This is a genomic window from Marinobacter gelidimuriae (genome assembly GCF_000372805.1).
Lineage (GTDB): Bacteria > Pseudomonadota > Gammaproteobacteria > Pseudomonadales > Oleiphilaceae > Marinobacter > Marinobacter gelidimuriae.
In genome coordinates, this window is sequence record NZ_KB889922.1 from 1 (window position 1) to 14,083 (window position 14,083).

General features: G+C 53.6%; 13 protein-coding genes, 1 pseudogene and 1 riboswitch. Of the genes and pseudogenes, 3 read left to right on the forward strand and 11 right to left on the reverse strand.

What is annotated here, in order from left to right; translation table 11 throughout:
* Positions 1 to 17: 17 nt before the first annotated feature.
* The gene (locus A3OI_RS21270; protein ID WP_456085388.1) at positions 18 to 1,271 is read left to right on the forward strand and encodes an RNA-guided endonuclease InsQ/TnpB family protein; all 1,254 of its coding nucleotides are present in this window, start codon (positions 18 to 20) and stop codon (positions 1,269 to 1,271) included.
* Positions 1,272 to 1,412: 141 nt separating this feature from the next.
* On the opposite strand, the gene phnP is transcribed toward A3OI_RS21270, so the two are convergent.
* From phnP to thiC, 8 genes are all read right to left on the reverse strand, one after another.
* On the reverse strand, positions 1,413 to 2,138 hold the full coding sequence (phnP, locus tag A3OI_RS0115650) for a phosphonate metabolism protein PhnP (protein ID WP_018405190.1): 726 nt from the start codon (positions 2,136 to 2,138) through the stop codon (positions 1,413 to 1,415).
* A 157-nt stretch (positions 2,139 to 2,295) separates the two neighbouring features.
* Positions 2,296 to 3,909, reverse strand: coding sequence for an alkaline phosphatase family protein (locus tag A3OI_RS0115655; protein ID WP_018405191.1), 1,614 nt, complete (start codon positions 3,907 to 3,909; stop codon positions 2,296 to 2,298).
* Positions 3,910 to 4,056: 147 nt separating this feature from the next.
* Positions 4,057 to 4,266, reverse strand: a complete 210-nt coding sequence (locus A3OI_RS0115660; RefSeq protein ID WP_018405192.1) for a hypothetical protein — start codon at positions 4,264 to 4,266, stop codon at positions 4,057 to 4,059.
* 14 nt (positions 4,267 to 4,280) lie between these two features.
* Positions 4,281 to 5,159, reverse strand: a complete 879-nt coding sequence (locus A3OI_RS0115665; RefSeq protein WP_018405193.1) for a DMT family transporter — start codon at positions 5,157 to 5,159, stop codon at positions 4,281 to 4,283.
* A 145-nt stretch (positions 5,160 to 5,304) separates the two neighbouring features.
* The gene (locus A3OI_RS22235; RefSeq protein ID WP_081622958.1) at positions 5,305 to 5,544 is read right to left on the reverse strand and encodes a CDGSH iron-sulfur domain-containing protein; all 240 of its coding nucleotides are present in this window, start codon (positions 5,542 to 5,544) and stop codon (positions 5,305 to 5,307) included.
* A gap of 43 nt (positions 5,545 to 5,587) precedes the next feature.
* Positions 5,588 to 5,941, reverse strand: coding sequence for a YkgJ family cysteine cluster protein (locus tag A3OI_RS0115670; RefSeq protein WP_007351395.1), 354 nt, complete (start codon positions 5,939 to 5,941; stop codon positions 5,588 to 5,590).
* A gap of 50 nt (positions 5,942 to 5,991) precedes the next feature.
* Positions 5,992 to 6,366 carry a VOC family protein gene (locus A3OI_RS0115675; RefSeq protein WP_018405194.1) on the reverse strand — a complete coding sequence of 125 codons (375 nt, stop codon included), beginning with the start codon at positions 6,364 to 6,366 and terminating at the stop codon, positions 5,992 to 5,994.
* Positions 6,367 to 6,620: 254 nt separating this feature from the next.
* On the reverse strand, positions 6,621 to 8,510 hold the full coding sequence (gene thiC, locus A3OI_RS0115680) for a phosphomethylpyrimidine synthase ThiC (RefSeq protein ID WP_018405195.1): 1,890 nt from the start codon (positions 8,508 to 8,510) through the stop codon (positions 6,621 to 6,623).
* Positions 8,511 to 8,901: 391 nt separating this feature from the next.
* Positions 8,902 to 9,057: riboswitch (TPP riboswitch) on the reverse strand.
* An 812-nt stretch (positions 9,058 to 9,869) separates the two neighbouring features.
* On the opposite strand from thiC, the gene A3OI_RS0115700 reads away from it, so the two are divergent.
* A complete protein-coding gene (locus tag A3OI_RS0115700) occupies positions 9,870 to 10,055 on the forward strand; it encodes a hypothetical protein (protein ID WP_018405198.1) in 186 nt (61 codons plus the stop codon).
* A 43-nt stretch (positions 10,056 to 10,098) separates the two neighbouring features.
* On the opposite strand, the gene choV is transcribed toward A3OI_RS0115700, so the two are convergent.
* The 3 genes from choV to A3OI_RS0115715 form a co-directional block, all read right to left on the reverse strand.
* Positions 10,099 to 11,280 carry a choline ABC transporter ATP-binding protein gene (choV, locus tag A3OI_RS0115705; protein WP_018405199.1) on the reverse strand — a complete coding sequence of 394 codons (1,182 nt, stop codon included), beginning with the start codon at positions 11,278 to 11,280 and terminating at the stop codon, positions 10,099 to 10,101.
* Positions 11,277 to 12,125 carry a choline ABC transporter permease subunit gene (choW, locus tag A3OI_RS0115710; RefSeq protein WP_018405200.1) on the reverse strand — a complete coding sequence of 283 codons (849 nt, stop codon included), beginning with the start codon at positions 12,123 to 12,125 and terminating at the stop codon, positions 11,277 to 11,279. The genes choV and choW overlap by 4 nt, the downstream gene beginning before the upstream one ends.
* A 143-nt stretch (positions 12,126 to 12,268) precedes the next feature.
* Positions 12,269 to 13,198 carry a choline ABC transporter substrate-binding protein gene (locus tag A3OI_RS0115715; RefSeq protein ID WP_018405201.1) on the reverse strand — a complete coding sequence of 310 codons (930 nt, stop codon included), beginning with the start codon at positions 13,196 to 13,198 and terminating at the stop codon, positions 12,269 to 12,271.
* Between the two features lie 696 nt (positions 13,199 to 13,894).
* Here A3OI_RS0115715 and A3OI_RS0115720 point away from each other — a divergent pair.
* Positions 13,895 to 14,083: pseudogene (locus A3OI_RS0115720) on the forward strand (IS66 family transposase); the annotation flags it as partial.

Consider the following 14,083-nt stretch of genomic DNA (forward strand, 5'->3'; position numbering starts at 1 on the left):
AAGACCTTCCCGCGCAAATCCGCCGCAATGCCGGAGCCAAATGGTTTGAGTCTTATCAGGCCTCGCTCAAAGGTCTACGCAGCCGGCCCACCGTTCGGGCGAAGCACAAAAAGCGGAACTGTTACGTCACCAATGAGTTGTTCGACGTTCANNCGTTAGACGAAGACCGCTGCCTGATTCAGTTGAAGGTTAATTCTGGCAAACGCCATCGCGGTCAGTACCTGACCGGCGTGGTCATGCCGTTCGCGGCGAAAGCCGCGGGCAAGGCCTTGTATGTGTCACGCAAAGGACGCCGATTCTGGTTGTCGATGAGTTTCGACAAAGAGCTGGAGGTGAAGAGCGAGAGCGCCGTTCGGCAGTACGCCGCCTTGCTCACCGATGAAGAACTGAAAAGCCAAGTAGAAGGCTTTGACTTGGGCGTGAAACGCCAGGTCACAGGGTCATCGGGCGATGTGTATCACTTGCCGGGCGAGGCTCTTGTGGCTTTGGCTAAACTGGAAGATCGCCGCGCTCGGTATCAACGTCGATACGCTCGAATGGCCCGCGCCAACGACCGCACAGCCAGCACCGTGAAGCGAAAGCGTACCGGTGGCGAGAAAAGGACTCAGCAACACATAGCCCGCTGTAGTGAAAAAAGAGCACACATTCAGAACAACAACTCGCACCACATTGCCAAGAAAATTGCGGATAACACCCCGCTCATTGCGGCTTTTGAAGACATCAAGATCAGCAATATGGTGCGCAAACCCAAAGCGAAACTCTGTGAAGACACCGGGCGCTGGCTGGCCAGCGGGGCCAGCGCGAAGCGTGGGCTTAATAAAGCCATCCACTCAGTGAACATGGGCCAGATTCGCCAGTTCACCGCGTACAAACTGAAAGACCGTGGCAAGCTGATGGTGCGGGTAAAACCGCACTATTCCAGCCAAGAATGCTCTCAGTGTGGCCACACTGAAAAAGGCAACCGACCGTCGCAAGCGACGTTCCAGTGCCTGAATTGCGGTTTTGCCGCCAACGCCGATGATAACGCCGCGGGTGTTATCAAAAAACGAGGCATCACGCACGTTCGGAGTGAGGCGTTTTCGATAGAGAAAACACCCCGAACCCTCAAAGTGCGACGAAAGAAAACGAATAAGGCGCAAGAACTGGCGTCTTCAGGAAGCGGAGATTGTGTAAGACCTGGCATTCAGGCGGTAATCAGTGATGCTCTGAATTCTCGACAGACGAGAGAAAATTCTTGTCCTTTAGAAGCTCGTGGCTTGAGTCACGAGTAGTTCACAAACCTTGAACCTGAATTTCGGGACCCATAGATCGCCTACCCTGTCGTGTTTCCAACGTGTGCAGGTAGTGTCTCTGGCGGCTGTGACGATTCGATGTCGTTTAGATGTCATTCTGATGAAAAGCAGTTGAAAGTCTTAAGACGGGAGTGTGAAATCTACCCGGTCCCCGTCCTGGGCAACCTTTATACGATTCGGCAAGTCCGGGTTCGTGCTCTGGCGCCAGTTATCCAGCTCGTGGCTGATGTGGATGAGCCATGCCCGGGCCGGATCTACGGTTTGAATGCAATCCAGAGCCATGGTCCAGTCGTTATGGCCTTTCGGCTGACCAGACGGCGGGAATGTGCAGTCTATTGCCAGTCCATCAGGCTTCATTGTTTGTAAAAAGTGTTGGGTGTCATGGGGCAGGCCACGAGTATCGGTCAGATAGGCAAACGTGGGGCCACCCGTAACTTCGAAGACATAGCCGAAGGTGGGCTTCGAGTGGATCAATGGCACAGGTGTGACCTTTAATCCACCGATTTCAAATGCAGAGAACGCTTTTTGAGGGTTGAAATCCAGTATGCCAGGATGGCGGAACAGATCGGCGCAGCCGTCAGGGTCAGGCGGCATGAACACGGGGATACTCGGCCCTTTGCCCCAGCGCAGGTGAAACAGCCCCTGAACATGGTCAGGGTGAAAATGCGTCAGCACAATGGCGTCCAAGTCGCCGGGAGCAAAGCGTTTGTGCAGATCCATCAGGCCGCCATCAATCAGAATGCGGGTGGTTCCTGATTCGATCAGGGCAGAGCAGGGCTCGCGCGCAAAGGTCGCGTTCGTTTTGGCGACGGAACAGGCCGCGCAACAACAACCGTAAAGTGGCACACCACCGGCAGCGCCCGTTCCTAAAAGGTTATCCGCATCGGGTGCTCCCAGAAGGGGCTGGGTCCAGACCGGCCTTAGGGTTTGCCAGGCACTGGAACGAGCGTTGAGGATAATCCTTCAAAGTTAAACAGATGTGACAGCCAGAAGGCGTTTTTTTTCACTGTTGCTCAACACCCTTCACAGAGGCCACTTCGGTGCTCAGAGGCGCTCGACGGAACTCCTTGAGCATGAACGGGCGGACGCTTGCCATGCTGGGGCCATCCTGATTCAAGTCTGGTTTCGCTCCCAGTTGAAAGCCGGGCAACCCGCTTCCGGTCGCCAGGAATGGCGCAAGTAATTCCGGATTGCCGCTGATCACGTGAACAATAACGTCCCGGCTGGCGCCTTCGCCGGTCACCAGCGGTGCCGGCTGGTGATCGCCTAACAGCACCAGCAGGGTATTCTCATCTACATGGCGCGTTGCATAGCCTGTCGCCACGTTCAGCGCGTAATCGATAGCAAGGGCGTAGTGTTCACGAACTCGCTCAGGCTCCCGCCACAGGCTGGCAGGTGTTTCGCCGGCGCCTTCCCACTGATTGAATGCTGTGCCGTTGCCAACACTGTCCCAATCGTCCAGCACCGGTAAAATAGGCACCCAGGGAGCATGGCTGCTGATCAGAGCGACTTCTGCAAACATCGGCCCAACGGTTTGTTCACGAACGCTGCGCTGAAACCAGGACCAAGTGTACTGATCCGGCATGGTCACCCAGTTAAACGGAGGCCCCTGGTAATCCATGGTGGTGGATTCGTAAATACGGTTGTAGCCGAATGCCTGGCCTTCTGGCCAGTCTTGGGTAATAGCCGGCATCACCGCGACGGTATCGTGGCCGGTTCCCGCCATATCGTCTATCAGTGTGGGGTAGTTGCTGGCTAGCAAAATCTCGTAGTCCAGCTGGGTATCAATCCACTGGCCGCTTAGCATCGTGGCGTGCGCCAGCCAGGATTGCCCGCCTTGCACCGGTGACCGCAAGCGGCCAGACACCATGTACAGGCCCGCTGCGCTAACGGCGGCTTCCATTTTGTCGAGACGGGGGCCAATAAGGTGCTTAAAGCGGTTGTCTGCGAGGCTGGAAATACCGTAGGATTCGATAAACCCGAAAATTACATCGGTGTTGGCCAGGCCGGTCAGGGCCACAGGCTTTCCTGCCGCCGGATCGTTCGCCAAACTCTGGCTGAACTCAGCCGTTGACCGACGGGTGTCGATAGCCAGCTGTATCTGATTGGTTGTTAGCTGCGCAGCGCTAAGGCTCACCACCGACTGGGGCGCAAATGACACCGCCACCACCAGCAAACCGGTGGCAAAAGCCGCTTTGCCAAAACCGGAGTGCGGGCCGCCGGCAAGGCGGCTTAGCAGTTTGCTTACCCAGAATGCCAAGCCGCAAAATGCCAGCAGTAAAGCCAGCAATATCAGCAATGAAAGGCCAGTGCCGAGGTTACTTAGCATCAGATCGACCACAGAGCCGACCACTCCCAGTTCCAGATAAAGGTTGAGTCCCCGCCCGAGACTTTGGCGAACCAGCAGATCGCTCAGCGTAAATAACGCCAACACGGCGTACAGCGTACCCACCACGCCGGCCAGCACCCGGGTAAATAAAGAGGGCGATAATAGGCTAAACACCGCACATACCATTAGCGCCTCGGCGGCAACCCAGGGAATCCATGGGTAACGCGGCAACAGTAACGCCAGCAACAGACCATTAAACAGCAACAACGTGAGCGCAAAACGCTTCAAAAGGGGACTTCCTTTAAGAGAGGGCGCCCGCCGGTGGGGTGCCCTGTTTTGATATCGACAAAAAAACAGATACGTATGGGGCGGGGTTTTCGGATTGCCAGGCGTGTAAAATGTCGCTCAAGTATTTAGCCGCATGGCGCATAGCCATTAGCCGGCTGTACGATACTGCAAAATAAGACCGACAATTTCATGATCACTTTTCGTCGATGCTAGAGAATCATTCAGAGATGTTCTCTGGGGCAAGTGAATGTTGAATTTAGAGCGTAAAATATTTTCCACTTGGCTATCAACAGTTGGGTCAAAGTCTTTTCCAACATAAATACGAATGCGCTGATAAATAAATTCTTTATTGGCCATTAAAATCATTTCTGTTATTTAGCATTAAAGTGTTTTCCAATATCTTGCTGGGTAACCTGAGCAGGTTGTTTTCGAATAATGACCAGCGCGATTCCGCCGAGAATGGCGCCGGAAGCCAGCGCCAATCGCAAGGTTATAGATTCGTCCAGAAAAACAATGCCGCCTGCGGCTGCAATCACGGGAACACTGAGCTGTATGATCGCCGCGTTCGTGGCTTTTAGCATGGGCATTGCCATGTACCATACAACATACCCCAGCCCGGACGTGAGCGCACCTGAGATAATTGCGTACCAGATGCCCGCAACATCCAAAGAAAGCCGGCTCAGCATGAAAATACTTAAAGCGACCGTAAAGGCAACGGCGCGCGTAAAGTTCCCGGCGCTTATGCGAACGGGGTCGCCTGCGCCTCTCCCGCGCAGAGAATAAACACCCCAGCAAACTCCGGCTCCCAGCATCAAGAGGGAACTGGCCAATGGCGGTGTGGTTGACAAACCAGGCAAAAACAACAGCAATAGCCCGCCAAAAGCGAGCGCAAGGCCGGCTAATTGCAGCTTGAGCAGGCGTTCTCCCACCCACAAACCGTAAACAATCATGGTGACTTGAACCGCGCCGAACAACAGCAGTGCGCCTGTGGCAGTGGGCAAGCTCACATAGGCAAATGAAAAACCCGCCGCGTAGGCGAACAAGGCGGCAGCAGACCACCAGCTTCCGCTGCCGCCCCTGGGCCGGTTGCTGATCCGCACGGCCAGCATCAGAACAATCGCACCCGAAATCAAACGGATCGCCGTAAAGCTCGCAGCATCAATATCCGTGTGTTTCAGGGCCATCCGGGCGAGCACCGAATTGCTGGCAAAGGCAATCATGGCGAGGGTTGTCAGAATGATTATTCGCATAAGAAACGCTCTATCTGACGGCTTGTTGCCACCACGTCAGCCTGTCCATTACTCCCACAAGGAGCATTTGCTTGCTGGCGAAAGGGCGGAACGCGCCAACGGGTATGTGCTCCGGCGAGCGCCGCAAATGGGTTTGACGGGCTTGTTATATTTGCTTGTGGCTGCCATCACACATTGGCTGTGATGCTGTTGATTTGCAGCCGCAAAAAAATACCTTTTTCGTTTCTGATGCCGCGTATTTCACGGGTCTAAAATCTGAGCCACTATGAGAACCGTCGCAAAAAGGCTGTTTTGCGCTTTTACCACAAGCACACCAAAAGTAATTTTTGCCAGATTCCACTTCCACTGCATAGGGCGTATCAGATGCTCGAATGGCTTTTGTCATTATTATTCTCTCTCAATGATCGAATGAACATACCGCACTGAGTCTACACCAATACTTGCCGCGTATTAGCAATGTAGTGATGGATCTGGCGCTCAACTTTGGCGCCAATCATGACGTCGGGACGGCGACCGTTAGGGCAGGGCATACTGGGTGTTGTGCCAAATAACCGGCAGATTAAAGGGCGCTCCCCGTAAACCGTGCAACCATTGGGGCCGAGGTGCACACAGCTAAGGTCACCAAGTGCGGCTTCATGTTCGGCGTCAGTTTTTACAGGCAGGCGCGATATTTCTTCCGAAGACGTCGTCACCGGCCCGCAACAATCGTGACAACCCGCCACACACTCGAACGATGGAATCTGCTCACGCAGACGCGCGATAATATCTCGATTTTTGTACATCTATACCCGCCACTTGCCTAAACATAAACTGTGGTTCAAAAAAACCCATTCTACCGATATAGCGCGCAGATTTTGTTGCCCGAGGGGTCTCTCAAATAGGCAATATATAAGGTTCCGTTGGTTCCCCCGCGAAGGCCGGGTGGGTTTTCGCATGACGTGCCACCATTGGCAATACCGGCAGAGTGCCAGGCATCAACTGTTGCGGAATTTTCTGCGGAAAAGCCGATAGTGGTGCCGTTGCCATGACAAGCGGGTTCGCCATCAATCGGCTTTCCTATCGCAAAAGTGCCGCTTTTCGTTCTATAAAAGCAGCGCCCTTTGTCATCCACCAAACCAGAATCGTGCCCTAAAGAGCCAAGAATAGCATCGTAAAAGATCTTTGATTCCTGAACATCGTTTGCACCAACCATAATGTGACTGAACATGCCTGCTCCCAGTATAAAATGCGAATGTGCTGCAATGGGCTGTGTTACCCAAAACGGAGGTATTGTCAGGGGAAAGCGAAGGCGTAACAAGCCGATATTTATTCGCCATACACACCCTACAATACCATTTTGAGCCTGGTGCCGCCGTCGGTAAGATAGTGTCCACTTATTCCTTAGTGGACACTAACCATGAACAGCGTAAGCGTGACCCGCCGGTATCGAAAACGCCGTCAATACGCCCCAGAATTCTTACTTTATACCTCTTGATACAGTTTGCTGCCTTTCTGGCGGAACTTTTCTGCCTGTTCTTCCATGCCTTTCATTACCGCCTCTTGGCTACCGTTAAGCCCGTGTTGGGTGGCATAATCCCGGACTTCTTGGCTGATTTTCATGGAGCAGAACTTCGGCCCGCACATAGAACAAAAATGCGCCACTTTAGCGGAATCTTTCGGCAGGGTTTCGTCGTGGTACTCCCGCGCGGTGTCAGGGTCTAGCCCCAGGTTGAACTGGTCTTCCCAGCGGAACTCAAAGCGTGCCTTGGAAAGTGCGTTATCTCGCCGTTGGGACGCAGGGTGCCCCTTGGCCAAGTCCGCTGCGTGGGCTGCGATCTTGTAGGTAATAATACCTGTTTTAACGTCATTTTTATTGGGTAAGCCAAGGTGCTCTTTCGGGGTTACATAGCAGAGCATCGCGCAACCAAACCAGCCAATCATCGCCGCGCCAATACCAGAGGTAATATGGTCGTAGCCTGGTGCGATATCGGTTACAAGCGGCCCCAGGGTATAGAAAGGCGCTTCGTCGCAGTATTCCAACTGCTTGTCCATGTTCTCTTTAACAAGGTGCATGGGTACATGGCCGGGGCCCTCAATCATCACCTGTACATCATGCTTCCAGGCGATATGTGTTAGCTCACCCAGGGTTTTAAGCTCCGCCATCTGGGCTTCGTCGTTGGCATCCGCCACCGAACCGGGGCGCAGGCCATCGCCCAAGGAAAACGCCACATCGTATTGTTTGCAGATTTCGCAGATGTCTTCGAAGTGGGTATAAAGAAAGCTCTCCTGGTGATGGTACAAACACCACTTGGCCATAATGGATCCGCCGCGGCTGACAATGCCGGTGACCCGTTTGGCTGTCAGCGGGACATAGCGCAATAGCACACCTGCGTGAATGGTAAAGTAATCCACGCCCTGTTCGGCTTGCTCAATCAGCGTGTCGCGAAAAACTTCCCAGGTGAGGTCTTCAGCAACGCCTTTGACCTTTTCCAGCGCCTGATAGATCGGCACAGTGCCAATCGGAACCGGCGAATTGCGCAGTATCCATTCACGGGTTTCGTGAATATTCTGTCCAGTCGAGAGATCCATAATGGTGTCCGCACCCCAGCGGATGCCCCAGGTCATCTTATCCACCTCTTCCTCAATGGAGGAGGTTACTGCGGAGTTCCCCAGGTTGCCGTTAATCTTGACTAAAAAGTTACGGCCAATAATCATCGGTTCGCTTTCCGGATGATTGATATTATTGGGAATTATCGCGCGCCCACGGAAAACTTCGTCGCGCACAAACTCGGGTGTAATATCCTCTGGTAAGCTGGCACCGAAGTTCTGACCAGGGTGCTGATGGCCCAAAATACGCTCAACCTCAGCAGTGCCCAGCGTTTGGCGTCGCTGGTTTTCGCGGATGGCAATAAACTCCATCTCTGGGGTAATAATACCTTGGCGCGCGTAGTAGAGCTGAGTAACGTTCTTTCCTGGCTTCGCCCGCAGCGGGGTGCGGGTCAAATCAAAGCGAAGTTGTGCAAGGGTGGGGTCGTTAGCTCGGCGCTTGCCGTACTCCGAGGTGTGGCCTGCCAAGAATTCAGTGTCGTTGCGCTCTTCAATCCAGGCATGGCGAAGGGGGGGTAAGCCGTGGCGTAAATCGTTGCTGGCGGTTGGGTCGGTGTAAGGGCCGGAGGTATCGTAGACCAACAGTGGCGGGTTTTCTTCATCAATGCCTGTGGTTTTGGTGGGCGAAAGCGAGATTTCCCGGAACGGCACACGGATATCCGGACGTGAACCTTCAATATACACCTTACGCGAGCCGGGCAGCGGCTGAATAGCAGCGGCATCGACTTGAGCTGTTTTGGCTAAAAAGTGGCTAGTTTTACTCATTACGGTCGTCTTCCTTTAGTTCTAATTGTGGTTGTTGTATTGGGTTCGTTGGCTAAGTTTGACAAGGCGGGCGGGGGGGAGGTGTCAGGCAGGCGTGTACTTAGCCATCCAAGCTCTATTGGCATGGCGGCCTGAAATTCATCGCTTTCGTAGATGCCAATCCAGGCATCAAAGGGGTTTTGGGCGCCGCGCAGTGTGGTGGGCGTGGGTAGGTCTGGCAACGTAAGGCTTTTAAAAGCAGCTAGGGCGCAGGCGTGCCAATCTTTCTGGCAGTCGCTGGTAACATTAATAAAACGGTGTCTCATGATCGGTGATTCCTCCGGGAGCAATGATCCGGAGGGCGAGCGAAGGAGATCGAGGAAATGGCGGAGAAGATAGGCATGAAATTAAGCCAAGGCCATCGCTTGATCCCTACGCCGGTACCCGCGTTGCCAGTGGCAATGCATTAGCCGGATCAGGTTCAGCGGGACCAGTGCTTGGTTAACCGTTAATACGATTACACCCTGCACCATCTCAGCCGGATTCACCGGCACCCCGTCAAGCTGTTCTACGATAAATATTAGTAGCAGGAGAGGGGGAATGCAATAGAAAAGCCTGCATTGGGTATTTTCGGCCAAGCGCGCAGGGCACGCGATTTTTGTTGGCTCTTTGGACGGCTACCTGTAGAGGCCCTGATCAAGCCCAGAACGCTCGCTCGCGTGGCTAAACAAGCTCTTTACCTCTCGCGTTATCCCGTATGCTGTCCTGTGCATGGCTCTGCGCGGACATACTAAAAAAAAGAAAAACCAGTAAGCAAAATCCCGTGCTCCATACAAAAATCACTTTTAAATAGACGGTTATTTTTTTCTGAGCCGTCGGGTTAGGCTTTTCGGAGAAACCGAAGTAATCCGCACCGAACAGGCCAACCCCGCAACCCTCACAATAGTTTTTCGAATACGAAATCCTTAGCGCTGAAGGCTCAAATACTTTCCGACAACTATAGCAGCTAGGCATAGTGATCACTGATTCCTTGGAGTCATAACGTGGCCAGTATGCGCTTATGCTCAGTACGAATCCCGAACTTGAGTCAGGGCTTTTTGGTGGAATAATCGGTGTCTGCGAAAACCTTTGAAAGAATCGCTTGCTCAATATAACTGCGTTGCCCGGGTTTGGCTGGCAGCCTGACGGTGAGGTGAATCTCGCTGACTACCGGAAATACAAAGAATCAATCCTCGCCGCGCACGTATTTGAACGGCTGCTTATGTGCGTTTAGTCGACAACGAATAGCGAGTGCGTCATGGGAAACGCTTGCGATCTGGCACCATGGGCATAGGATAAAGGTGATTAGAAAAGGTATCTCATTGTGTGGAGGAAAGGGATATGAAGTGGATTATTTTGATCATTATTGGCGCTGTTGTGGCTTTCTGGCTTTTTCGGGGCCGCGGCAGTAACAGCATTGAAGATCCTGAGGTGAAAATATTCGAGGAAAAGGATTACTACCTCACATCCGATGACAGCAAATCCGATAACAAGTCGTCCTCTGACGACAATAACCCGCGTCACTGAGTTGTTGTCGTAGTAGCTGAGTTGAGCCGCCGATGTTTCTGCCCTAGCTGTCGTCTAAATGTTTGCCCAGCATCGCGTGATACAGTTCCCGGTCGCCGATGGCGCCGGTGATCTGACCATTCTCTTCCACCAGCAGGCTATGACCGGTGAAGTACCGAATCTCCACGGCATCCCGCAAGGGGGTGTCTGGTGCGATGCGGGTGGGCTGCTGGGCCAGGCTTTCGATGGCCTGACCTTCTTGCCAAAGCTGGGTCTGGAAGGTTTGGCCACCGCTGGTGACCACCGCCTTTTCCGCTACATCCGGTGTGTGTAGCCAGATACCGTAGCGTTTATTGATGCAACGATTACCGCTGGCGTCTTCCTGTATCTGCCCGATAGGCAACGCCAGGGAACGCGCGGCCAGAACATTGAGCGGATTGGTGCTGGCAACAAAGCTTTTGACGTAATCGTTCGCGGGTTGCAGCACAATGGCTTCCGGTTTGCCATGTTGAACGATCTGGCCGTCCTTCATAATCGCAATGTGCGAGCCCAGCTTTAGTGCTTCATCCAAATCATGACTGACGAACACAATCGTTTTCTGCAGTTCTTCCTGCAGGGTCAGCAGTTCGTCTTGCAACTGGTTACGAATCAGCGGGTCAAGGGCAGAGAAGGGCTCGTCCATCAGCAGAATTTCCGATTCCGTTGCCAATGCCCGGGCCAGCCCCACCCGCTGCAGCATACCGCCAGACAGCTCGGCCGGTCTGGACTTGGCCCAACCGGAGAGGCCAACCAGCTCCAATTGACGCGCGACCTTCTTGCGGCGCTCGGCCTTGCCCAGGCCCTGCAGCTCCAGACCAAAAGCGACGTTGTCTTCCACCGTCAGCCAGGGCATCAGGGCGAAGTTCTGAAACACCATGGAGATGCGACGGGTACGAATGTCCCGCTGAACTTTATCGCTGGCCTGGGTGAAATCCACCATCTCGCCATTGTGTTTAATGCGTATAGCGCCACTGGTGACATCGTTCAAACCGTTGACGCAGCGCAACAAGCTGGACTTGCCGGAACCGGACAGCCCCATCAAAACGCAAATCTCACCTTTCTTGACACTCAGGCTGGCGTTCTGCACACCGACTACTAATCCGGTCTGGTCACGGATAGCGGCCCGGTCAAGGCCCTGTTCAATCAGCGGCAACGCGCGTTTGGGGTTTTTGCCGAAGACGACGTTTACATTCTCAAATTCGATCATGATGACGTCTCCTTAGCATCACTTTGGCGGAAGAACCGGTCCATCCAGATGGCCAACAGCACAATCGCCAGACCGGCTTCAAAGCCTTTGCCGATATCGACCGTATTCAAAGCCCGAACCACCGGGACACCCAAGCCATCGGCGCCTACCAAGGCAGCAATAACAACCATTGAGAGCGACAACATGATGCACTGGGTAATACCGGCCCCAATGGAGCTCATGGCAGCGGGCAGCTCAACCTTGAACAACAGTTGCCGGTTGGTGCAGCCAAAGGCCTTGCCCGCTTCGACCAATTCTTTTGGAACCTGGGAGATGCCCAGGTGAGTCAGGCGCACCGGGGCGGCGATGGCAAAGATCACGGTTGAGATCACGCCAGGGACCACCCCCAGACCGAACAGAGTCAGCGTCGGGATCAGGTAAACAAAGGGTGGGATGGTCTGCATCAGATCCAGCACCGGTTGCAGGAATTTGTACAGCCAACGGCTATGAGCCGCATAAATGCCCAGAGGAATGCCGATCACCACACACAATAGGGTGGCGTACAACACCAGCGACAGCGTCGCCATGGTGTCTTCCCAGTAACCAATATTCCAAATCAGCAAAAAGCTAAAGGCGGTAAAAGCGGTCAATCCCCAACGGCGATGACGAAGGTGTGCCGCCACAGTAAAAAGCAATACCAGAGCGCCAGGCGGTACCCATAACAGGGCCTCTGTCAGGCCGTGGATCATGCTACTCAGGGTATCGGAAACAGCGTCGAAAAAGCCGCTGAAATTAACGACGAGAAAATCAACAATGCCTTCGACGAAGTCGCCGAAAGGCAGTTGGTGCTTAGTTATCCAGCTCATGGTGTTCAGTCTTATTGGGTGCAGGCCTTGGCCGACACCGGAAATGGGAGGTGTTCGTTACACAATCGGGCGCCCTGAACCGGTCAGTTCAGAGCGCCACCAAAGTATTCTCTACAGAATTCTCATCAGTGCTTTCTTCAGTACTACTTCAGGGATGCCTTAACGGCAGGCAGCGCTGCATCGCCGTTCAAGGTCGTGACACCTTTGAGCCAGCCATCCAGTACGGCCGGGTTGTTGGCGAGCCAAGTGTGAGCAGCATCCCGTGGCTCTTCGCCGTCGTTCAGAATGGCGCCCATCACTTCGTTTTCCATGGACAGTGAAAACGTCATGTTCGTTAGCAGCTTGCCCACGTTCGGGCACTCGTTCAGGTAATTCTTGCGCACGTTGGTGTGAACGGTTGCGCCGCCGTAGTTGGGGCCAAAGAAGTCGTCACCACCGTTCAGGTAGGCCATGTCATGATTGGCGTTCATGGGGTGCGGTTCCCACCCCAGGAATACCACCCATTCATTACGACGAACTGCGCGGCCCACCTGGGACAGCATGCCAGCTTCGCTGGACTCCACGAGCCGGAACTCACCAAGACCGAACGCATCCTGGCCGACCATGTCCTGAATCAGACGGTTACCATCGTTGCCGGGCTCAATGCCATAGATACGGCCGTCAAATTGGTCGGCGTGCTTGGCAATGTCGGCAAAACTGGTCACACCGGCATCGTAGACATACTGCGGTACCGCCAAGGTGTATTTGGCGCCTTCCAGGTTAGTGATGACGGTTTCAACATCACCGCTTTCCAGGTAAGGACGCACGTCTGCGTCCATGGTGGGCATCCAGTTGCCCAGAAACACGTCAATGTCTTTGTTCTGGAGCGACCGGTAAGCCACGGGCACCGACAGCACTTTCGCTTTTGGCTCGTAGCCCATGCCTTCCAGTACTTCGGAGGCCAGCGCGGTGGTGGCAGTGATGTCGGTCCAGCCAACATCGGCAAAACGAACGGTTTGACATTCGGTGTTCGGGGCCGCCACGGCAGCGCCACTGATAGCAAGGCCAGCACAGGCCAAAACAAGCTTTTTCATTTGTCGTTCTCTTTTATGGATTGTCGGTCACAGCGTTAGCGCTGTGCATTTTTCCAATCAGGGTGCCCGCACAGGGTGGCTCTAGTGCCACGGGTGTGAACCGCGCATTGAAAGATGGTAGGCGCTGTCCGTGGCTCTTCGCCCCGGAGCGGATCGAATGCCGATAGCGCTCAGGTTTGAACGATCACCCAAAAAGTTGAACAAGCGTTCAATGAATATAGGTTAATGGTATGAAGCCTAAATATCAAACGCGCAAAAAAAAAGCCCGAACAATAAGGATTTAGCTTTAAAAGTGGTTAAAAGCGGTAGGGCAGTAACGAAAATTATTTAGAAGACAAAGGAAAGAAGCCTCTGAAAAGCGCTTCAGCGCGAGGAATAAACCTATCAACACCCGTTTTTCAAACCCCTAACGTAAATCCCCTACCGTAAAAAGTATCGTAACTATTCAGCTCAAATTTTCTAAAAAAGTTCTTGACAGGGTTTTGGTCCCAATTTCATGAATTTAGGCCACACTCAACGCAAACCCATAAAGCGGCGCGCAAGGCCTCCAGGATCCCTTCACGGCCCTTTCGTTTTGTTGTCCATCCCCGGGGCGACGTCGATTTGAAAAACCCCGTCAAATCCGCGCTCAGGACGAAAAATTCGACCTGAAAAAGTCGTGCGATAATAATGCATCACTCNACGGTACTCAGATCCATGAAGATCACTAACATTGATGTCGACGCTGCGCTGGCGGACGTCAGACAACAACGCCAAGCAGACACAACCGTCGCGCCTTCCATGCGGACGGCCATCGAGTTGCTGATGGTGCTGGTCCAGAGACTGAGTGGGCGGATTAACACCCACAGTGCAAACAGCCGTAAGCCGCCGTCTCAGGATCCGGAT